The sequence below is a fragment of the Arthrobacter sp. Y3221114 genome (assembly GCF_059092625.1).
Genome location: NZ_JBNHHW010000001.1, coordinates 57583 through 77876, shown reverse-complemented (window position 1 = coordinate 77876; position 20294 = coordinate 57583). Strand labels below are relative to the sequence as shown.

Below are 20294 nucleotides of genomic sequence, written 5' to 3'. Positions count from 1 at the left end.
CTAGAGGATTCCGATGTTGCGCTTCAGCTCATGCGGGGTGACCTGCAGCCGGTAGGCGTGCCACTCGGCCCGCTTGTTGCGCAGGAAAATCTCGTACACCTGCTCGCCCAGGATCCCGGCCACCAGCTCCGACTCCTCCATGGTGCGGATGGCGTCGTGCAGGCTGGACGGCAGCGGGTCCAGGCCCATGGCCCGCCGCTCGGCGGTGCTCAGGCTCCACACGTCGTCCTCGGCGGCCGGCGGCAACTCGTAGCCCTCCTCGATACCCTTGAGCCCGGCGCCCAGCAGCACCGCATAGGACAGGTACGGATTGGCCGCCGAGTCAATGCCCCGGTATTCCACCCGGGCGGATTGGCCCTTGCTCGGCTTGTACAACGGCACCCGCAGCAGCGCCGACCGGTTGTTGTGGCCCCAGGACACGTAGCTGGGTGCCTCTCCCCCGCCCCACAGGCGCTTGTAGGAGTTCACGAACTGGTTGGTGACGGCGGTGAATTCGGGCGCATGGCGCAGGATCCCGGCCATGAACTGGCGTGCGGTCTTGGAGAGCTGGAACTCGGCACCGGCTTCGAAGAATGCGTTCGAGTCGCCCTCGAACAACGAAAAGTGGGTGTGCATGCCGGAGCCGGGGTGGTCGGAGAACGGCTTGGGCATGAAGGTGGCGTAGATGCCCTCCATCAACGCCACTTCCTTGACCACCGTGCGGAAGGTCATGATGTTGTCCGCGGTCTGCAGGGCATCGGCGTAACGGAGGTCGATTTCGTTCTGGCCGGGGCCGTCCTCGTGGTGGCTGAATTCCACCGAGATGCCCACGTTTTCCAGCATCGTCACCGCGGTGCGGCGGAAGTCCTGGGCAACGCCACCGGGCACGTGGTCGAAATACCCGGCGTGGTCCACGGGTACCGGGACCCCGTCCGGGCCCAACTGGTCGGACTTGAGCAGGTAGAACTCGATTTCGGGATGGGTGTAGCAGGTGAAGCCCATCTCCGCGGCTTTGCCCAGCGTCCGTTTGAGCACGTTCCGCGGGTCGGCGGTGGAGGGTTCGCCGTCGGGGGTGAGCACGTCGCAGAACATCCGGGAGGTCTGCTCCGCTTCGCCGCGCCATGGCAGGATCTGGAACGTGGTGGGATCCGGCTGGACCAGCATGTCGGACTCGAAGACCCGGGCCAGGCCTTCGATCGAGGAGCCGTCGAAACCGAGCCCTTCCTCGAAGGCGCCTTCGACCTCGGCGGGGGCCAGCGCCACGGATTTCAGCGACCCGACGATGTCCGTGAACCAGAGCCGGACAAACCGCACGTCCCGTTCCTCGATGGTACGGAGGACGAATTCCTGCTGACGGTCCATGTGCTGCCTTTCGCTGAATCCGGGCCCTGCATCCAAAACTGCATGCCAAAGCCTGCCGTGGTCTGCTTCCCTTTAGCCTACTGGCAGCACAACCGAAGTTGGCGCCCCGGTAACGCGTCCGCGTAAGAGTGGAGGAAGCGGACGCCGGAGGATTAGGCTCTACCACATGCCCACTTCACAGTCTTCCGGTGCAGAACAGCCGGCTCCTTACGGCACGTCGGCGGCGGCAGCCGCTTCCCGCCCGGCGCGCCGCACCCGCATCCACCACCTGCAGCAGGCCAAGGACGAGGGCCGGCGCTTCGCCATGCTGACGGCGTACGACCAGTACACCGCGGAGATCTTCGACGCTGCCGGCATCGAAGTGCTGTTGATCGGCGATTCGGCGTCCAACAACGTCCTGGGCAACGAGACGTCCCTGCCGATCACGGTGGACGAGATGCTGCCGCTCTGCCGGGCGGTGGCCCGCTCGGCCCGCAGCGCGTTCGCCGTTGCCGACCTGCCCTTCGGCAGCTACGAGGTGTCCCCGGCGCAGGCGGTGGAAACTTCCGTGCGCTTCCTGAAGGAAACCGGCGTCCATGCGGTGAAGATGGAGGGCGGCGCCTACTATGCGGAGACCGTCCGGGCCATGGTGCAGGCCGGTGTTCCGGTGCTGGCGCACATCGGCTTCACCCCGCAGAGCGAACATGCGCTGGGCGGTTACCGGGTGCAGGGCCGCGGCGACGACGCCGAGCGGCTCATTGACGACGCCCTGGCACTGGAAGCAGCCGGAGCCTTTGCGGTGCTCATGGAGATGGTTCCGGCCGAGGCAGCCGCCAAGGTGGACCAGGCCCTGCGTGTTCCAACGATCGGGATCGGGGCCGGGCCGTCGACCACCGGCCAGGTCCTGGTCTGGCAGGACATGGCCGGCCTGCGCGGCGGCAAGATGGCGAAGTTCGTCAAGCAGTATGCGGACGTGCGCACCATCATTTCCGACGCCGCCGCCGCCTTCCGCTCGGATGTCCAGGACGGCTCGTTCCCCGGCCCGGAGCACTCCTTCTAGGCGCCGCGTCCTTCAGTTCGCAGACGCCCCGTCCGGGGACGGGCGCCGGCAGGATCAGTCGTCCTCCGCGTCCCACTCCTCGTTGCGCCGCTGCACCTTCTCCAACGCGTGCTCGGCTTCTTCGCGGGTCTCGTAGGGGCCGATCAACTGGGTCCAGTCGGACTGGGCGCCCACTTCCACCTGGTGGGTAACCACGTTGTACCAGAAATCCGCCATGCAGGCCTCCTTACGTTGACGGCGCCCGGCAGCGTTCGAAGGCTGTCGCAGCCTCGCTGTCGGGCACCTCTGCAGCACCTATATGATCGATACTATGCCCCACAACGCAGCAACAGCACCCGTCGGAACCCTCGTTCAAGGCACCGTCAGTCCCCCATTGCCCGTTCCCCCGTCGATCGCCCGGCCCGAATACGCGTGGAAGCCGGCGCCGGCCAAGTTCACGGGTTCGGAGGTCAAGACGCCGGAAACCATCGAGAAAATCCGCATTGCGGGACGAATCGCTGCGCAGGCCATCGTGGAGGTCGGCAAGCACATCGAACCGGGGGTGACCACCGACGAGTTGGACCGGATCGGGCATGAATTCCTGCTGGACCACCATGCGTATCCGTCCTGCCTGGGCTACCGCGGCTTCCCCAAGTCGATCTGTTCCTCGCTGAATGAAGTGATCTGCCACGGCATCCCGGATACCACCGTGCTGCAGGACGGCGACATCATCAACATCGATATCACCGCGTACCTGGACGGCGTCCACGGGGACACGAACTACACCTTCCTGGTCGGCGACGTCGATGAAGAGTCGCGCCTGCTGGTCGAGCGCACCCAGGAGTCGCTGCGCCGCGGCATCAAGGCCGTGGCCCCGGGACGGGAAATCAATGTCATCGGCAGGACCATCGAGTCCTACGCCAAGCGTTTCGGCTACGGTGTGGTCCGTGACTTCACCGGCCACGGCGTCGGCGAGGCCTTCCACACCGGCCTGATCATCCCGCACTACGATGCCGCCCCGGCCTACAGCCGGGCGATCGAGCCGGGCATGGTCTTCACCATCGAGCCGATGCTCACCTTGGGCACCATCGAATGGGAGATGTGGGACGACAACTGGACGGTTGTCACCAAGGACCGGAGGCGGACCGCCCAGTTCGAGCACACACTGGTAGTCACCGATTCCGGAGCGGAAATCCTCACCCTCCCCTAGCCTTTCGCGGCCTGACACCGCCGGGCACAGCGGGTAGGCTTCCGGTAGTCCGGCGAGGCACGCCGGGCCTGAGCGAGCACGGAGGTGGCATGGCGACGCAGGACGCTGTGGTCAAGAAGGCAGCCAAGCGGGCAGCCCGGTCGGCGATCGGCATCGATATCGGCGGAACCGGTATCAAGGGCGGCATCGTCGACCTCAAAAAGGGCGTCCTGGTCGGCGACCGCATCCGCTATGACACGCCCCGTCCGTCCACTCCGGAGGCCGTGGCCGACGTCGTCGCGCGCATCGTCAAAGAACTCAGTGCCCGGCCGGAAGGCCCCGAACCCGACCGCCCGGTGGGTGTGACGTTCCCCGCCATTATCCGCCACGGGATCGCACGGTCGGCGGCCAACGTGGACGCGCGCTGGATCGGAACCGACGTCGACGCGCTGCTCACGCACCGGATGTCCCGCCCCGTCCAGGTGATGAACGACGCCGACGCGGCCGGACTGGCGGAGGTCCGTTATGGCGCGGGTGCGGGGGCAAAGGGTACCGTCCTGGTCATCACCTTGGGCACCGGAATCGGGTCGGCGTTCATCTTCGACGGCAAGCTGGTGCCGAACGCCGAATTGGGGCATCTGGAGCTGGACGGGCATGACGCCGAGTCGAAGGCCTCAGCCGCGGCGCGCGAACGCGACGGCCTGGACTGGGCGGAGTATTCGCAGCGCCTGCAGCGGTACTTCTCGCACGTCGAGTTCCTGTTCTCGCCGGAGCTGTTCATCATCGGCGGCGGCATTTCGAAACGGAGCGAGGACTTCCTGCCCCGGCTTAAGCTGGCCACGCCGATCATCCCCGCCCAGCTGCGCAACAACGCCGGCATCGTGGGTGCGGCCCTGCAGGCGGCCCTGCACTTCGGCTTCGCCAAGTAGATTGGCAACCGGTTGGTTGGTGCCGGTGGCGGCCTCGGCTTCCCCTCCGCAGCCGCCACCGGAGTCTTGGTCGCGCTACTGCGCTGTCAACGGCCGTTGCCGGCCTTCCGGCCCCTGTTGGCCGTTCCTGCGCGCGTCGTGGCGCAGCTGGTCGATCGCGGATTCAAAATCCTCCAGCGATTCGTAGCCCTGGTAGACACTGGCAAACCGCAGGTAGGCGATCAGGTCCAGCTTCTTCAGCGGGCCCAGGATAGCCAGGCCCACCTCGTGCGCGTCGATTTCCGCGGCGCCGCTGGCGCGGACAGACTCTTCGACTTCCTGGGCCAGCAGGGCCAGGTCGTCCTCCGTCACGGGGCGGCCCTGGCAGGCCTTGCGCACGCCGTTGACGACCTTGGTCCGGCTGAACGGCTCGCTGACACCGGAGCGCTTGATCACGCTGAGGCTGGTGGTCTCCACGGTGGTGAAGCGGCGCCCGCAGGCGGGGCACTGGCGGCGCCGCCGGATCGCGGAACCGTCGTCGGTCAGCCGGCTGTCCACCACCCGGGAATCGGAGTTGCGGCAGAACGGACAGTACACGCCACACTCCTTCCCTCGGGACAGCCAACTAGTTCATCCTAGAACCATATCTAGGTGAATTACAAGACTGTCATTACTACATGTTGGGGTTGGGCCGGGTCAGACGAACCGGATGGCCACGGCGTCGCCATGGGCCGGGAGGTCCTCGGCGCGGGCCAACGCGGCGATATGCCCGCTCACCTCCCGGAGCGCGCCGCTGCCGTAGTTAACCACCTGGACGGCGCGCAGGAAGGTCGTCACGTTGAGGCCGCTGGCGAAGGTGGCGGTGCCGCTGGTGGGCAGCACGTGGTTGGAGCCGGCGCAGTAGTCGCCCAGGCTCACCGGGCTGTAGTCGCCCACGAAGATCGCTCCGGCGTTGCGGATCCGGGCGGCTACCGCGGCCGCGTCGGCGGTCTGGATCTCCAGGTGCTCGGCGGCGTAGGCATCGCAGACGGCGATGCCCTGTTCCAGCCCGTCCACCAGGATGGTCCCCGACTGCGGGCCGGACAGCGCCTCGCGGACGCGGGCGGAGTGTTTGGTCCGGGCGATCTGCCCGCCAAGTTCCCTGCGCACTGCTTCCGCCAGTTCCTCCGAAGCCGTGATCAGCACGGAGGCCGCATGCGGGTCGTGCTCGGCCTGGCTGATGAGGTCGGCGGCCACGAACGCCGGATTGGCAGTCTCGTCGGCCAGGATGGCGATCTCGGTGGTGCCGGCCTCGGCGTCGATCCCCACCACGCTCTTGACCAGCCTCTTGGCCGTGGCCACGAATACATTTCCGGGCCCGGTGACGACGTCGACCGGCTCCAGCGCCGGGCCGTGCTCGTTCCCGGGCGCGCCGTAGGCGAACGCGGCAACCGCCTGCGCACCGCCGATGGCGTACACCTCGTCGATGCCCAGCAGCCTGGCGGCGGCCAGGATCGTCGGGTGCGGGAGCGAGCCGAAGTCTTTCTGCGGCGGCGACGCCAGGGCGATGGACGCTACGCCGGCGGCTTGGGCGGGTACCACGTTCATGACGACCGACGACGGGTACACCGCCAGCCCGCCGGGGACGTACAGCCCCACCCGGTTCACCGGGATCCACTTGTGCGTCACCACCGCTCCGTCACCGAGCTCGACGTCGGTGTCCCCCGGCTTTTGCGCCGCGGCGAACCGCCGGGCGCGCGAGATCGACTCCTCCAGGCCGGCGCGGACCTGCGGGTCCAGCTGTTCCAGGGCCTCGTCCAGCGCCGCTGACGGCACCCGGGGATGCAGCTGCTCCACCCCGTCGAACCGCCGGGCGAGTTCCGCCAAGGCGGCGAACCCGCCCGCCCGCACCTGTCCGATGATCTCCTCCACGGCACCGGTGGCGGCGTCGAAGGTGGTCTCCGCGCGCGGCATGGCCGCTTTGAGTTCGGCGGTGCCGAGCCGGCGGCCGCGCAGGTCCAGGGTGGGGAAATCAGTGAAGGTGTTGGCAGAGGCTGCAGAAGTCACCCACCCATTCTACTGACCCGGCACCGCCGCCCGGTCAGGCATCGAGGCAGGCGGGCCCCAGCAGGACTTTGAGGTCGCCGAACAGCGAGGGGTTCGGATTGACCCGCAGGTCCACCCCGAGCTTCATCACTTCGACCTTGCGCGAGCCGTTCAGCCGCACCTGCACCTCGGTAGTGCCCGGATGGGTGCGCAGCACGTCTCCCAGCGCGGTGACCACCGACTCGGTGGCCTTGAAGCTCGCCATCGAAATCACGACCGGCCCGGAGTGCCCGTCGCTCAGGTCCGGGACGGTGAGTTCCTGGGCATTCAGGGTGACGGCACCGTCGTCGCGGCGCTGCAGCCGGCCGCGGACCACCACGATCAGGTCTTCCGCGAGCACGGTGGCGATCGGCGCATAGGCCTGCCCGAAGAACATCACTTCCATCGAACCGCCCAGGTCCTCGACCTCGGCGCGGGCGTAGGCGTTGCCGCTGTTCTTGGCGATCCGGCGCTGCAGCGACGTGATCATGCCCGCGATGGTGATGATCTGCCCGTCCGGCGGGCCGTCCTCGCCGATCACCGATGTGATGGACATGTCCGCGTGCTGGCTCAGGATCCCGTCCAGCCCCTGCAGCGGGTGGTCCGAGACATACAGGCCGAGCATGTCGCGCTCGAACGCGAGCTTGTCCTTCTTGTCCCACTCGGGCAGGTCCGGCACGTCGACCGAGAGACCCCCGGCGGTTTCGCCGCCGTCGTCGAACGCGCTGAAGAGGTCGAACTGGTTGGCCGCCTCGTTGCGCTTGAGCACGATGACCGAGTCCACCGCTTCTTCGTGGATCATGGCGAGGGCGCGGCGCGGATGGCCGAGCGAATCGAATGCGCCGGCCTTGACCAGCGACTCGATGGTGCGCTTGTTGCACACCACGGCCGGGACCTTCTGCAGGAAGTCGCTGAAGCTGGCGAAGTTGCCCTTCTCGTCGCGTGCGGCCACCATGGCGTGCACGACGTTGGCTCCGACGTTGCGGATGGCGCCCATGCCGAAGCGGATGTCCGTGCCGACCGGGGTGAAGTTTAGCGCCGACTCGTTCACGTCCGGCGGCAGCACCGTGATGCCCATGTGCCGGCATTCGTTCAGGTACAGCGCCAGCTTGTCCTTGTCGTCGCCGACGGAGGTAAGCAGGGCGGCCATGTATTCGGCCGGGTAGTGCGCCTTCAGGTAGGCCGTCCAGTAGGACACCAGGCCGTAGGCGGCCGAGTGCGCCTTGTTGAACGCGTAGTCGGAGAAGGGCAGCAGGATGTCCCACAGCGCCTTGACGGCTGCCTCGGAGTAGCCGCGGTCCACCATGCCTTGGTGGAAGCCCGCATACTGCTTGTCCAGCTCGGACTTTTTCTTCTTGCCCATGGCGCGGCGCAGGATGTCCGCCTGGCCCAGCGAGAAGCCGGCCACTTTCTGCGCGATCGCCATCACCTGTTCCTGGTACACGATCAGGCCGTAGGTGGTATCCAGGATTTCCCGCAGCGGCTCTTCCAGCTCCGGATGGATCGGGGTGATCTCCTGGACGCCGGTCTTGCGCAGGGCGTAGTTGGTGTGGGAGTTCGCGCCCATCGGACCCGGCCGGTACAACGCGATGACGGCGGAGATGTCTTCGAAGTTGTCCGGGCGCATCATCTTCAGCAGGGACCGCATGGGGCCGCCGTCGAGCTGGAACACCCCGAGGGTATCGCCGCGGGCGAGCAGTTCGTAGGACGGGCGGTCGTCGAGGTCGAGCGTTTCAAGGTCCAGGTCGATGTCCTGGTTCATCTTGATGTTCTCGATGGCGTCCGTGATGATCGTCAGGTTGCGCAGGCCGAGGAAGTCCATCTTGATCAGGCCGAGGCCTTCACAGGTGGGATAGTCGAACTGCGTGATGACCTGGCCGTCCTGCTCCCGGCGCATGATCGGGATGATGTCGATCAGCGGCTCCGAGGACATGATGACGCCGGCCGCGTGCACGCCCCATTGGCGCTTCAGCCCCTCCAGACCCAGCGCGGTTTCGAAGACCTTCGCGGAATCCTGGTCGGACTTGAGCAGTTCGCGCATCTCCTCGGCCTCGCCGTAGCGTTTGGCGTTGGGATCGTGGACTTCCTTCAGCGTCAGGCCCTTGCCCATGACGTCCGGCGGCATCGCCTTGGTCAGCCGCTCGCCGGTGGAGAACGGATAGCCCATGACGCGGGACGAGTCCTTCAGCGCCTGCTTGGCCTTGATGGTGCCGTAGGTGACGATCATGGCAACGCGGTCGTCGCCGTACTTCTCGGTGACGTACTTGATCACCTCGGGACGGCGCCGGTCGTCAAAGTCGACGTCGAAGTCGGGCATCGAGACGCGGTCCGGGTTCAGGAAGCGCTCGAAGATCAGCCCGTGCTTGAGCGGGTTCAGGTCGGTGATGCGCATCGCGTAGGCCACCATGGAGCCGGCACCGGAACCACGGCCCGGACCGACGCGGATGCCGTGGTCCTTCGACCAGTTGATGAAGTCGGCGACCACCAGGAAGTAGCCGGGGAAGCCCATCTGGAGGATGATGCCGATCTCATATTCGGCCTGCTTCCGCACGTCGTCGGGAATCCCGTGGGGGAACCGGTAGTGCAGGCCCTTCTCCACTTCCTTAACGAACCAGGACTCCTCGTTCTCCCCCTCCGGCACCGGGAAGCGCGGCATGTAGGAGGCCTTGGTGTTGAACTCCACGTTGCAGCGCTCGGCGATCAGGAGCGTGTTGTCGCAGGCCTCCGGGACGTCGCGGAAGATGGCCCGCATTTCCGCCGGAGACTTCAGGTAGAACTCGTCCGCGTCGAACTTGAAGCGCTTCGGGTCGGCCAGCGTCGAGCCGGACTGCACGCACAGCAACGCCGCATGCGACTTGGCGTCTTCGGCATGGGTGTAGTGGAGGTCGTTGGTGGCGACGAACGGCAGCCCGAGTTCGCGGGCCAGCTTCCGCAGGTCGGCCTGGACGTTGCGCTCGATGTCCAGGCCGTGGTCCATCAGCTCACAGAAGAAGTTTTCCTTGCCGAAGATGTCCCGGAAATCGGAGGCGGCCTGCTTGGCCTCGTCGTAGAGTCCCAGCCGCAGCTTGGTCTGGACCTCGCCGGACGGGCAGCCGGTGGTGGCGATCAGTCCCTTGCCGTAGGTCTGCAGCAGGTCGCGGTCCATCCGGGGCTTGTAGAGGTACCCTTCCAGCGAGGCCAGCGACGAGGCGCGGAACAGGTTGTGCATGCCTTCGGTGGTCTCGGCCCACATGGTCATGTGGGTGTAGGCGCCGGCGCCGGAGACGTCGTTGCGCCCGCCGTCGCCCCACCTGACGCGCGTCTTGTCCGCCCGGGCGGTGCCGGGCGTCAGGTACGCTTCGACGCCGACGATCGGCTTGATTCCTGCGTTGCGGGCCTTGTTCCAAAAATCGAAGGCGCCGAAAACGAAGCCGTGGTCGGTCGTCGCCACGGCGTTCATGCCCAATTCATCGGCGTGGCTGAACAAGTCGGTCAGCCGCGCGGCACCATCGAGCATCGAGTACTCGGTGTGGTTGTGAAGGTGGACGAAGGAATCGTTGCCGGTCTTGGATGAAGTCACTGCTGCCACCGTTTCATTCTAGGTGCCGGAGCCGGGCCGGTTCCGGCTTACACGCGGTGTTCGGCCAGCGCCTGCAGCGCGTAGGCCAGGTCCCGCGGGTACCCGCTCTCGTATTCGACCCACTCCCCGCTGCCGGGGTGGTGGAAACCAAGCTTCTTGGCGTGCAGCCACTGCCGGGTCAGTCCCAGCGCAGCGGCAAGTTTGGGGTCCGCGCCGTACGTCAGGTCGCCGGCACACGGATGCCGCAGCGCGGAGAAGTGCACCCGGATCTGGTGCGTCCGGCCGGTCTCCAAGTGCACTTCGACCAACGAAGCCCTGCCGAACGCCTCGAGCACCTCGTAGTGGGTGATCGAGTTGCGGCCGTCTTCGACCACGGCGAACCGCCAGTCGTAGCCGGGATGCCGGCCGATCGGCGCGTCGATGGTGCCCTCCAGCGGATCGGGCAGTCCCTGGACCAGTGCATGGTAGACCTTGTCCACCGTGCGTTCCTTGAACGCACGCTTCAGCAACGTGTAGCCGTGTTCGGTCTTGGCGACCACCATGACGCCGGAGGTTCCCACGTCGAGGCGGTGGACGATGCCGGCCCGCTCGGCGGCTCCCGACGTCGAGATCCGGTACCCCCGGGCGGCCAGGGCACCCACAACGGTCGGGCCGACCCAGCCCGGCGACGGATGCGCGGCCACGCCCACCGGTTTGTCGATGACGACGAAATCGTCCTCGTCTCCGAGAATCTTCAAATCCTCTACCTCTTCCACCACGACGGCGAGCGGATCCCGCCGTTCGGGTACGGCAATGCGCAGGCTCCCCTGATGCGGAAGCTTCTCCGACTTGGCGATGGCCCGGCCGTTCAATTCCACGCGTCCGTCGCCGAGGAGTGCTGCGGCTGACGAGCGGGACACTCCCAGCAGCGCGGCCACTGCGGTATCGGCCCGCGCGCCGGCTGTCCGGCCGTCCAGCTCGACGACCCTGACGTCGTCAGTCACCGCTCTCCCCTGCCGCCTTGCCGTCGCCCGCCGGCTTGTCCCCGGCCTTGGCAGTCTCCCGGGTACCGTCCATGCCGATGCCCATGAACGTCAGCACGCACCACAGGATGACCGCTCCCACCACGGCGGAGTCGGCAATGTTGAAGATCGCGAAGTTGGGAAACGCGATGAAGTCCACCACGTGGCCCACGCCGAAGCCGGGTTCGCGGAACAGCCGGTCGGTCAGGTTGCCCAGCGCGCCGCCGAGCAGGAAGCCCAGCGCCACGGACCACCACAAGGAGCGGACTTTGCGCGCGTAGACCAGGATCGCCACGGAAACCGCCGTCATGACGATGGTGAACACCCACGTGTAGTCCTCACCGATCGAGAACGCGGCACCGGAATTGCGGATGAAATGCCAGTGCAGCAGCGGCGGCAGCACCGGGGTGATCTGGCCCTCGGTCATGGTGGACACGACCCACCACTTGGTCAGCTGGTCGAAGGCGTAGGCGAAAGCCGCGCAGCCGGCCAGCAGCAGGATGAACCGGCCGCTGCCCTTGCGCTGTCCCGGTGCGGCCACAGCCCCATCGTCGGGTCGATCGGCTGCCGGTGAAGTTTCTGACATGTCTCTCTCGTCTTCAGTGCCCGTCGGCGCCGGAGCGCTGTGCCCAAAGCCAATGGCCGGCGGCAGGATAATCCCGGCGCCGGCCATTGGGAGCCCCGTGGCACGGGGCTGGCAGTTATCTCCCGCGCTTACGCGTCGGCGCTGTCCTTGACCTCGGGAGCAGCGAAGGAACCGCGGGCTTCCAGGTCACGCAGCTGGCCTTCGATGTACGCCTTCAGGCGGGCGCGGTAGTCGCGTTCGAAACCACGCAGCTGCTCCAGCTTGCGCTCCAGCACGGCCTTCTGCTGCTCGAGGTTGCCCAGGGTCTTGCGGCTCTTCTCCTCGGCGTCATTGACCAGGCTGCTGGCTTCCAGCTGTGCTTCGGCAATGATCTTGTCCCGCTGCTCCACACCGGCGGTGACGTACTCGTCGTGGAGCTTCTGGGCCATTGCCAGCACGCCTGCGGCCGACTCGGCTGCTGCGGTGTGCCCGGTCGCGGATGCCGGAGCGGCCGCGGGAGCCGGCTTCGGCTCTTCCTTCGGCTTGGGCTCTTCCTTGGGCTCTTCCTTGACCGGTTCCCTGACCTGCTCGGTCTTCGGGGCGGCCGAGACCGGAGCCGGCACGGAGGCCTCCGGACCCTGGTTCGACGTGGCTTCAGCCAGCTTCTTGCGAAGTTCGTCGTTCTCCTGGTTCAGCCGGCGGAGTTCGACGACGATCTCATCTAGGAAATCGTCGACCTCGTCCTGGTCATAGCCTTCGCGAAACTTAGTCGGCTGGAACCGCTTGTTGACAACGTCTTCTGGCGTCAAAGCCATCTGGTCACCTCATACTGGTTCGTGGGTCATGAATGCAACGTGCTGGACTCATAACAACGGTAGCGAATATTCGCCGTGCAACGGACATCCGCCAGCTATATCTGAATCAGAATATATCGTTTCGGAGACGAACACTAACGCGTCCCCGATCAAGCCAAACCCGCCACGATCGCCATGGCAATGGTCACGGCAAGGAACAACACCAGGAACGCAAGATCGAGCGCGAATCCTCCAATCCGCAGCGGCGGAATGAGTCGTCGCAGGGCCTTCATGGGAGGGTCGGTCACGGAGTAAACCGCGGAAGCCGCTACCAGCGCGATGCCGCGCGGCCGCCAGCGCCGGGCAAAGGCCTGCACGATTTCAAAAACGATCCGTACGATCAAGGCCAGCTGGAACAACATCAAGATCAGGTAGAGCAGGACGAAAATGATGGACACGCCGGTTCCACGATTCCTAGCGCTAGAAGGAGTAAGACTGGCGGCACGCCTGCCGGAAGTAGCGGCGGGCTAGCTCTGGTTAAAGAAGCTGGCCTGCTGGTCGCTGGATTTCCGGTCCTCGCCCAGCACTTCCACGGTTGACGGCGAGAGCAGGAAGACCTTGTTCGTGACGCGCTCAATGCTGCCGTGCAGGCCGAAGACCAAGCCGGCGGAAAAATCGACCAAACGCTTGGCTTCCGCTTCGCCCATGTCCGTGACGTTCATGATCACCGGAATGCCGTCGCGGAAACTTTCGCCAATGACCTTGGCATCATTGTACGACCGCGGATGCACGGTGGTGATCTGGTGCAGCACGGTGGCGTCCTCGCGGGCCGACGGAGCGCGCTTGATCGGCGTCACCGGCGCCCGGTATTCCTCGGCAGCCTGCTTCACCGGCGCCGGGGGCTCGGGGCGGCGCTCCTGGCGGGGCTGGTCCACAGGCTGCTCCTCATCTCGAGCGGGCGTGTCTGCCTGCTCGGCTTCATAGTGCTCGTCACCATCGGCGAGCCCAAGATAAATCATTGTCTTGCGCAGTGTGCCTGCCATGGTAGCTCCCATCCTGTCTTCAGCGCTGCTGTCCGCCTTGCCGGGTCCCGGAATAACGGTCCCGGCAAGGAGTCTGCCTAGCCAAAACGCTACCCCACGGCCGGTCGCGGGCCGAGGACATCGGAGCCGACACGGAGGTGTGTCGCGCCCGCAGCGACCGCTGCTTCGAGGTCCTGGCTCATGCCCGCGGACACCAGGCCGGCGCCCGGGTGCTCTTCCTGAAGCCGCTGCGACAGCTCAACCAGCCTGCCGAAGGCCAGGGCGGGGTCTGCCCCCAGCGGAGCGACCGCCATCAGCCCGGCGGGGTTCAATCCCTTGGTGTCGGCGAGGGCATCGGCCAGCGCCGGGATGTTCTCCGGTCGGGCACCGCCCCGGGCCGCCGTGCCGGCGGCCTGCTGCGTGACGGCCTCGTCAAGGTCTACCTGGATCAGGCAGTCCAGGTGTGCCCGGGGTTTGAGCCCTGCCGACTCCCGCCGTTCCTGCTCAGCCGCCATGGCCTTGCCGAGGGCGGTGACGAGTTGGGGCCGGTCCACCGAATGGACCAGGTCCGCATACCGCACCACGGATTTGGCCTTGTTCGTCTGCAGTTGCCCGATGAAATGCCAGCGGAGCCCCGCACCGGCAAGCTCGGCGGCCTTCGCGGCTGCTTCCTGGTCCCGGTTTTCGCCGACGTCGGTGACGCCCAGCTCGTGCAGCAGCGCGACGTCGGAGACCGGGAAAAACTTTGTCACGACGATCAATTCCGGCTCCGTGGAGCGCCCCGCGGCGGCCCGGGCGATCCGGGTCCGGACACGTTCCAGGTTCGCTGCCAGTTCGGACTTCCGGGTCTCGGTACTCATACATCCTTCCAGACAAGGCCGGCGAACCGGCCGGTGCGTTGATCGCGCCGGTAGGAGTAGAGCCTGTCGTCCTCCCGGGTGCAGCCGCCCACCTGGTGCACGTCCACACCGAGCCCGGCCAACACTGCCCTGGCTCCCGCGGCAAGGTCCAGGGCCGGGGTCCCCCAGGCTGTCCTCGCTGACAGTTGGGGAATCCGGGCAACCGCCTCGGCCTGCATCTGCTCGGGGACCTCATAGCAGTTCCCGCAGATGGAAGGCCCGATCCACGCCTGCAGTTCGCCGGAGCCGGCCTCCCGAAGCCGGGCGACCGTGTTGGCCAGCACCCCGTCAAGCAGTCCGCGGCGGCCGGCATGCGCCACGGCGGTGGCGGCACCGCCGTCCGGCAGCGTCCCCGCCAGCACGACCGGCAGGCAGTCCGCCACCATTACCGCAAGCGGCGCCGCGCCGTCGGCACTGATCAGGGCATCGGCCGTCACAACTCTTTCCGCCGTGTCGGCTTCCCCGCCCCCGGCGGGGATGACGGCGGCGACGGCCGAATGCACCTGGTTCATGAACCGCAGCGAACCGGCCGGTACGGACATGGCATCTTCCAGCGACGCGCGCCGCCGGAGCACGGTGTCGGCGTCGTCCCCGACATGCAGGCCGAGATTGCCGGCGGAGCGGTCGGTAAAAGCGGCCCACACGCCGGTGTGGACCCTCTGCTTCCACCAGAACACTGCCGGACCTGTCTTCGGGGGTTACTTCAGGAAGTCCGGAACGTCCAGGTCGTCGACGCGGCCCGCGCTCAGGTCCGGCTCCACGATGGCCGGCAGGTCCATGTCGAAGCCGGCGTCGGCGGGAACGTGCTGCGACTGCGGCACGGCGCCGCTGAAGCTGTGCTCCATGGGCTCCGAGGCGGGAACCGAGGGCTGGGCGGCAGGAACTGCGGGCGCACCGGCCGGCGCCGCGGCCGGCCTGTGGGCCGGGGCGGAGGTGACGTCCACCTGGTCAAAGCCGGCGGCGATGACGGTAACCCGGGCTTCGTCGCCGAGCGCATCGTCGATGACGGCGCCGAAGATGATGTTCGCCTCCGGGTGCGCGACTTCCTGCACCAGCCGTGCGGCCTCGTTGATTTCGAACAGGCCCAGGTCCGATCCGCCTTGGATCGACAGCAGTACGCCGTGCGCCCCGTCGATGGATGCTTCCAACAGCGGAGACGCGATGGCCAGTTCGGCGGCCTTGACCGCACGGTCCTCGCCGCGGGCGGAGCCGATGCCCATCAGCGCGGAGCCGGCTCCCTGCATGACGGACTTCACGTCCGCGAAGTCGAGGTTGATCAGGCCCGGGGTGGTGATCAGGTCGGTGATGCCCTGCACGCCGGAGAGCAGCACCTGGTCGGCGGAGCGGAAGGCATCGAGCATGGAGACGTTGCGGTCGCTGATGGACAGCAGGCGGTCGTTGGGGATCACGATGAGGGTGTCGACTTCGTCGCGCAGCGTCTCGATGCCGCTCTCGGCCTGGTTCGACCGGCGGCGGCCCTCGAACGTGAACGGGCGGGTGACAACGCCGATGGTCAGGGCGCCGAGCGAACGGGCGATCCGCGCCACCACCGGTGCGCCGCCCGTGCCGGTGCCGCCGCCTTCGCCGGCGGTCACGAAGACCATGTCCGCCCCGCGCAGCACTTCCTCGATCTCTTCGGCATGGTCCTCGGCGGCCTTCCGACCCACCTCCGGATCGGCGCCGGCGCCCAGACCCCGGGTGAGTTCGCGCCCGACGTCGAGCTTGACGTCGGCGTCACTCATCAGCAGTGCCTGAGCGTCGGTGTTGATGGCGATGAACTCCACGCCGCGGAGTCCCACCTCGATCATCCGGTTGACGGCATTCACGCCACCGCCGCCGATGCCGACGACCTTGATGACGGCCAAGTAATTTTGCGGTGCTGCCACGTCCTGTGTCCCTTGCTCGAGTCTGTGCACTGATCAGTTCTGCCGGAGCGGGCGGGTACCCTGTCCGGTAGTTTCACTTAACCTTAACCTTCAGCTTGAAGGTTAGAGTTATGTCAAGTAGTTCCTATTCGAGACGCTAGACGCAAGCCCCGGCTCGCACAACGACCTTGCTCCGCGTGTCGCGCGATCCCGGAATGTTGCGCATTTCCTCTCCCGCTCAACGGGTCACCGGACGCGTGGGCGTGCTCACGTCGATGACGCTCGCCTTGTCCTTGACACCCTTTGCCTGCAGCAGCGCCTGCAGCACGGTCGCCTTGAGTTCCTGCTCCCCCGCGTTACCCCACAGCACTTTCTGGCCGCTGGCCAACTGGAGTTCCACCGAGTCCACCGACTGCGCGGACGCGTGCTTGAGCTGTTCCAGGACGTCGGGCGGCAGCGCGGCGAGCACGCCGGTGATGGACGCGAAGACGTCCGGATTTTCGGCGGCCTTGGCTCCGTCGATCAAGGGCAGTTTGACCTCACTTCGTTCGGCGACCGACGCCAGCTCCGTCCCCGATTCGTCGATCAGCACGAATTTCCGCCCGTCCTTGAGGACGGCCACGGGTGTGTGCTCGATGATCCGGACATGCAGTTCCGACGGCGGGCGGGCGATCACTTCCACCGACTCCACGGCCGGCAGGTGGTTTACACGGTCATACACGTCCCGCTCTCCGATGCGGGCCAGCGGCGTGCCCCTGAGCGGTTGCAAGGCCTCGGTGAGTGTTGCGGATTCGGTCAATTCGGCGCCTTCGACGGTGATGGTCTTCACCGCCAGCGCCGGCGACAGGAAGATGACCGACATCAACACCGCGAAGAGCACGACGACGACGCCAGCCGCGATCAACAGCCGGCGCCGTGTCTTGCGCGCTGGCGGTTCGGGGAAGCTGACAACGGTGGTATCGGCGGGGCCCGCCCCTCCCGCGTTGCCCTGTCCCGTCCGCTGGTCCCGCCACCGCGACAGCAGGGCGGCTGCCCCGCCCCGCGTGCTTCCGGACGCGTGCCCGGTGCCTGTTGCCTTCCCCGGCCTGCCGGATGCTTTGGCGGTGTGGGACGAGGCGCCGGCGCCGGGCTTGGGCGATCGCCTCGGCTGTGCCGCTCCCCCGGACTTGGGCGTCCGCGGCGGCGCCGTCGCCCTGATGGCGGTTGCGCCGCGCGGTCCGGACGGCCTGCCCGATCCGCGCGGGTTGGCGCGCGGGGCGGGCCTGGCTGCCGGCGCGGGCCTGGCTCCCGTGGCGGACTCCGCGGACTCGGCGGCGGGCAAGGCCGACACCCGGCCGGTGTTGATCCGCACCCCCGGATCCCGGCCGGCGTCTGTACCCCGGCCCGCGTCGCTCGCCGCTGCCGGATTTGCCTGCTGCCCGGCGGCCTCCGGCCGGCGGGGGGCTTCCGGCTGCCGGGGGGCGGCGGGACGTGCAGCAGGAGTGCGTGGCTTGCGCGGACTCATCGCGCCGCCGCTGCGGCCTGCCCCAGGGCCTCGACCAAGACCGGCCCGTATTGCGTCACGTCTCCGGCGCCGACGGTCAGCACGATGTCCCCGGGTTCGGAGCGGGCCACGATGTCCTGCACCGCCCGCCCCGGATCCGGTGCATAGCTGCCGGGAGCCAGCCGGCTGGTGATCAGTTCGCTGGTCACGCCCGGGATCGGATCTTCGCGGGAGGCATAGATATCCAGGACGGCGGCCGAGTCGGCCAACTGCAGGGCCCGCGCGAATTCCGCCGCGAATTCCCGGGTGCGGGAAAACAGGTGCGGCTGGAACAGGACATGCACCGCATGCCCGCCGGCTACCTTGCGCGCGGCCGTGAGGGCTGCGTGGACCTCGGTGGGATGGTGTGCGTAGTCGTCGAACACGCGTACGCCTGCCGCCGTGCCTTTGGCCTCGAACCGCCTGGCCGCCCCGGTGAACCCGGCCAGTCCCTCGGCTGCGGCGGCCGGATCGATGTCCTGCGTGATGGCGACGGCGATGGCGGCGGCGGCATTGCGGATGTTGTGCTCGCCCGGGACCTGCAGCCGCAGCGTGCAACTGCCGCCGGGGTATTCGATCCTGCTGGTGCTCCCCGAGCCGGCGAATTCAGTTTCTACGATGCGCACCTGGGCGTCGGCCGCGTAGCCGTAGCCCAGCACACGGCCTCCTGCGCCTGACGCCGCCGCCCGCTCCGCCAAGGCGCGGGCGCCGTCGTCGTCGAGGCAGGCCACCAGGGTGCCGTCGGCCGGAAGCAGTGCGGCGAACCGGTCGAAGGAGGCGTACACGGCTTCGGCTGACCCGTAGTGGTCCAGATGGTCGGCCTCCACGTTGGTCACCACGATGACCTGCGGCCGGTAGTTGAGGAACGAGCCGTCGGATTCGTCGGCTTCGGCGACAAACAAGTCGCCCTGCCCGTGGGCGGCGTTGACGCCGAGCGCCGCCACATCGCCACCGATGGCGAACGAAGGTTCGCATCCGGTTGCCTGCAGCATCACAGTCGCCATGGCCGTGGTGGTGGTCTTGCCGTGGGTGCCGCCGACGGCGATCAGCCGCTTCCCCTCCATCGCGGCGGCCAGCGCCACCGAGCGGTGCACGATGTTCAGGCCGGCGGCGGCGGCGGCCTGCAGTTCGGGGTTCTCCGGCCGGATGGCGGTGGAGACCACCACCGTGTCCGCGCCCGCGACATGGGCCGCCTCGTGGCCGACGAAGACGCGCGCACCGAGCGACTCCAGTTGGCGCAGCACCGCTGAGTCATTCGCGTCCGAACCTGATACCGGCACGCCGCGGGCCAGCAGGATCCGGGCGATGGCGGACATTCCGGCGCCGCCCAACCCAATGAAGTGCACGGCGCCGAGGTCGCCGAACGGCAGCCGGGCCGTGGTGTGGAAATCAGCGGCTTTCATCTGTGTTCCTCCCTGCTGCCTCGAGCACCAATTGTGCCATTCGGATGTCCGCGTCGCGGATTCCCAGGGCGTGTGCCGCCGCGGACATCTGCTGCAGCCGCTCCGGGTTTTTCAGCAACGGAATGAGTTCGTCCGCGACCCAGCGGGTTGTGAATTCGCCGTCGCGGACCAGCACGGCCCCGCCGGCCGCCACGAGGGAGGCCGCGTTCAGGGCCTGTTCGCCGTTGCCGTGCGGCAGCGGCACCAGCACGGACGGCAACCCCACGGCGGCTATCTCGCACACCGTGGCCGCGCCGGCGCGGGCCAGCAGGAGGTCGGCCGCCGCGTAGACATCCTGCATGCTGTCCACGAATTCCACCTGGTGGTAGCCGGGGGCGGCGAGCAGTTGCCCGTCGGCGTCCCGCAGAGCCTTGTTCCGCCCGGTGATGTGCAGCACCTGGATGCCTGCCGCGGCAAGCTTCTGCAGCGAAGCACCGATGGTGCGGTTGATGCTCAGCGCGCCCGAGGAGCCGCCGGTGACAATGAGGGTAGGTTGGTCCGGCGCCAGCCCCAGCCGGCGGCGCGCGGCTTCGCGCGAGGCTTCCCGGTCCAGGGTGGAGATCTCGGGCCGCATGGGCATGCCGACCCAGCGGGCGCCGGGCAGCTGCGTGTCCTTGAACGCGACCGCGACCCACCGGGTGAGCCGCGCCCCGACGCGGTTGGCCAGCCCCGGGCGGGCGTTGGCTTCGTGGATCACGATCGGCACCCGGCGCAGCCTGGCGGCGATGTAGACCGGAGTGCTCACATACCCGCCCACGCCCACCACGACGTCGGCCCGCGCGCCGTCGAGGATGCCCGCGGCCTGGCGCACTGCCGCGGCGAACTTGAACGGCAGCTTCAGCAGGTCGAGGGACGGGCGGCGCGGCAGCGGCACCCGCCCGATCGTGGCGAGCCGGTAGCCGGCCGCGGGGACCAGCCGGGTCTCCATGCCGACGGCGGTGCCCACCGCGAGGATGCGGGCCGTGGGGGCGGCCTGGACGACGGCGCCGGCGATGGCCAGCAGCGGACTGACGTGCCCGGCGGTGCCGCCGCCGGCCAGGACCACAGAGGGCTCAAAAGTGTTCATGGTGTAGCTGGAATACCTTCTGCTCGACTGCTGGTGGTC

19 protein-coding genes are annotated in these 20294 nt (G+C 67.6%); 3 read left to right on the top strand and 16 right to left on the bottom strand.

The window, feature by feature from the left end; all coding sequences use genetic code 11:
• Complete coding sequence (locus AC5RV3_RS00350; RefSeq protein WP_494120492.1) at positions 1 to 1341, bottom strand: glutamine synthetase family protein; 1341 nt, start codon at positions 1339 to 1341, stop codon at positions 1 to 3.
• A gap of 166 nt (positions 1342 to 1507) precedes the next feature.
• On the opposite strand from AC5RV3_RS00350, the gene panB reads away from it, so the two are divergent.
• Positions 1508 to 2380, top strand: coding sequence for a 3-methyl-2-oxobutanoate hydroxymethyltransferase (panB, locus tag AC5RV3_RS00345; protein WP_494120491.1), 873 nt, complete (start codon positions 1508 to 1510; stop codon positions 2378 to 2380).
• Between the two features lie 54 nt (positions 2381 to 2434).
• On the opposite strand, the gene AC5RV3_RS00340 is transcribed toward panB, so the two are convergent.
• Positions 2435 to 2596, bottom strand: coding sequence for an SPOR domain-containing protein (locus AC5RV3_RS00340; RefSeq protein WP_493967355.1), 162 nt, complete (start codon positions 2594 to 2596; stop codon positions 2435 to 2437).
• Between the two features lie 94 nt (positions 2597 to 2690).
• On the opposite strand from AC5RV3_RS00340, the gene map reads away from it, so the two are divergent.
• Positions 2691 to 3569, top strand: a complete 879-nt coding sequence (gene map / locus AC5RV3_RS00335; protein ID WP_494113355.1) for a type I methionyl aminopeptidase — start codon at positions 2691 to 2693, stop codon at positions 3567 to 3569.
• A gap of 89 nt (positions 3570 to 3658) precedes the next feature.
• Entirely contained in the window at positions 3659 to 4477 is an 819-nt protein-coding gene (ppgK, locus tag AC5RV3_RS00330) for a polyphosphate--glucose phosphotransferase (protein ID WP_494120490.1), read from the top strand.
• A gap of 75 nt (positions 4478 to 4552) precedes the next feature.
• On the opposite strand, the gene nrdR is transcribed toward ppgK, so the two are convergent.
• The 14 genes from nrdR to murG all read right to left on the bottom strand — a co-directional run bounded on the left by nrdR (position 4553) and on the right by murG (position 20255).
• Positions 4553 to 5053: a transcriptional regulator NrdR gene (gene nrdR, locus AC5RV3_RS00325; protein WP_494113353.1), complete on the bottom strand. Its 501-nt coding sequence runs from the start codon at positions 5051 to 5053 to the stop codon at positions 4553 to 4555.
• Positions 5054 to 5152: 99 nt separating this feature from the next.
• Positions 5153 to 6502: a histidinol dehydrogenase gene (hisD, locus tag AC5RV3_RS00320; protein WP_494120489.1), complete on the bottom strand. Its 1350-nt coding sequence runs from the start codon at positions 6500 to 6502 to the stop codon at positions 5153 to 5155.
• A gap of 34 nt (positions 6503 to 6536) precedes the next feature.
• Complete coding sequence (dnaE, locus tag AC5RV3_RS00315) at positions 6537 to 10016, bottom strand: DNA polymerase III subunit alpha (protein WP_494113380.1); 3480 nt, start codon at positions 10014 to 10016, stop codon at positions 6537 to 6539.
• A gap of 110 nt (positions 10017 to 10126) precedes the next feature.
• Positions 10127 to 11062 carry an RluA family pseudouridine synthase gene (locus tag AC5RV3_RS00310; RefSeq protein ID WP_494120488.1) on the bottom strand — a complete coding sequence of 312 codons (936 nt, stop codon included), beginning with the start codon at positions 11060 to 11062 and terminating at the stop codon, positions 10127 to 10129.
• A complete protein-coding gene (lspA, locus tag AC5RV3_RS00305) occupies positions 11055 to 11666 on the bottom strand; it encodes a signal peptidase II (RefSeq protein WP_494120487.1) in 612 nt (203 codons plus the stop codon). The genes AC5RV3_RS00310 and lspA overlap by 8 nt, the downstream gene beginning before the upstream one ends.
• 128 nt (positions 11667 to 11794) lie before the next feature.
• Complete coding sequence (locus AC5RV3_RS00300; protein WP_494120486.1) at positions 11795 to 12460, bottom strand: DivIVA domain-containing protein; 666 nt, start codon at positions 12458 to 12460, stop codon at positions 11795 to 11797.
• 149 nt (positions 12461 to 12609) lie between these two features.
• Positions 12610 to 12897, bottom strand: a complete 288-nt coding sequence (locus AC5RV3_RS00295) for a YggT family protein (RefSeq protein ID WP_493987465.1) — start codon at positions 12895 to 12897, stop codon at positions 12610 to 12612.
• 69 nt (positions 12898 to 12966) lie between these two features.
• Positions 12967 to 13482: a cell division protein SepF gene (locus tag AC5RV3_RS00290; RefSeq protein WP_494113348.1), complete on the bottom strand. Its 516-nt coding sequence runs from the start codon at positions 13480 to 13482 to the stop codon at positions 12967 to 12969.
• An 89-nt stretch (positions 13483 to 13571) separates the two neighbouring features.
• Complete coding sequence (locus tag AC5RV3_RS00285; RefSeq protein ID WP_494120485.1) at positions 13572 to 14321, bottom strand: YggS family pyridoxal phosphate-dependent enzyme; 750 nt, start codon at positions 14319 to 14321, stop codon at positions 13572 to 13574.
• Positions 14318 to 15037, bottom strand: coding sequence for a purine nucleoside phosphorylase YfiH/LACC1 family protein (locus AC5RV3_RS00280; RefSeq protein ID WP_494120484.1), 720 nt, complete (start codon positions 15035 to 15037; stop codon positions 14318 to 14320). The genes AC5RV3_RS00285 and AC5RV3_RS00280 overlap by 4 nt, the downstream gene beginning before the upstream one ends.
• Positions 15038 to 15058: 21 nt before the next feature.
• The gene (gene ftsZ / locus AC5RV3_RS00275) at positions 15059 to 16246 is read right to left on the bottom strand and encodes a cell division protein FtsZ (RefSeq protein ID WP_494120483.1); all 1188 of its coding nucleotides are present in this window, start codon (positions 16244 to 16246) and stop codon (positions 15059 to 15061) included.
• Between the two features lie 217 nt (positions 16247 to 16463).
• Positions 16464 to 17576, bottom strand: coding sequence for a cell division protein FtsQ/DivIB (locus AC5RV3_RS00270; protein ID WP_494120482.1), 1113 nt, complete (start codon positions 17574 to 17576; stop codon positions 16464 to 16466).
• 149 nt (positions 17577 to 17725) lie between these two features.
• A complete protein-coding gene (murC, locus tag AC5RV3_RS00265; protein ID WP_494120481.1) occupies positions 17726 to 19150 on the bottom strand; it encodes a UDP-N-acetylmuramate--L-alanine ligase in 1425 nt (474 codons plus the stop codon).
• The gene (gene murG, locus AC5RV3_RS00260) at positions 19137 to 20255 is read right to left on the bottom strand and encodes an undecaprenyldiphospho-muramoylpentapeptide beta-N-acetylglucosaminyltransferase (RefSeq protein WP_494120480.1); all 1119 of its coding nucleotides are present in this window, start codon (positions 20253 to 20255) and stop codon (positions 19137 to 19139) included. The genes murC and murG overlap by 14 nt, the downstream gene beginning before the upstream one ends.
• Positions 20256 to 20294 lie beyond the last annotated feature (39 nt).

Excerpts from the sequence above, each read along its gene's own strand:
- AC5RV3_RS00350 (WP_494120492.1), bottom strand. The coding sequence starts at position 1,341 with ATGGACCGTCAGCAGGAATTCGTCCTCCGTACCATCGAGGAACGGGAC.
- panB (WP_494120491.1), top strand. The coding sequence starts at position 1,508 with ATGCCCACTTCACAGTCTTCCGGTGCAGAACAGCCGGCTCCTTACGGC.
- AC5RV3_RS00340 (WP_493967355.1), bottom strand. The coding sequence starts at position 2,596 with ATGGCGGATTTCTGGTACAACGTGGTTACCCACCAGGTGGAAGTGGGC.
- map (WP_494113355.1), top strand. The coding sequence starts at position 2,691 with ATGCCCCACAACGCAGCAACAGCACCCGTCGGAACCCTCGTTCAAGGC.
- ppgK (WP_494120490.1), top strand. The coding sequence starts at position 3,659 with ATGGCGACGCAGGACGCTGTGGTCAAGAAGGCAGCCAAGCGGGCAGCC.
- dnaE (WP_494113380.1), bottom strand. The coding sequence starts at position 10,016 with ATGCTCGATGGTGCCGCGCGGCTGACCGACTTGTTCAGCCACGCCGAT.
- lspA (WP_494120487.1), bottom strand. The coding sequence starts at position 11,666 with ATGTCAGAAACTTCACCGGCAGCCGATCGACCCGACGATGGGGCTGTG.
- AC5RV3_RS00300 (WP_494120486.1), bottom strand. The coding sequence starts at position 12,460 with ATGGCTTTGACGCCAGAAGACGTTGTCAACAAGCGGTTCCAGCCGACT.
- AC5RV3_RS00290 (WP_494113348.1), bottom strand. The coding sequence starts at position 13,482 with ATGGCAGGCACACTGCGCAAGACAATGATTTATCTTGGGCTCGCCGAT.
- AC5RV3_RS00285 (WP_494120485.1), bottom strand. The coding sequence starts at position 14,321 with ATGAGTACCGAGACCCGGAAGTCCGAACTGGCAGCGAACCTGGAACGT.
- murC (WP_494120481.1), bottom strand. The coding sequence starts at position 19,150 with ATGAAAGCCGCTGATTTCCACACCACGGCCCGGCTGCCGTTCGGCGAC.
- murG (WP_494120480.1), bottom strand. The coding sequence starts at position 20,255 with ATGAACACTTTTGAGCCCTCTGTGGTCCTGGCCGGCGGCGGCACCGCC.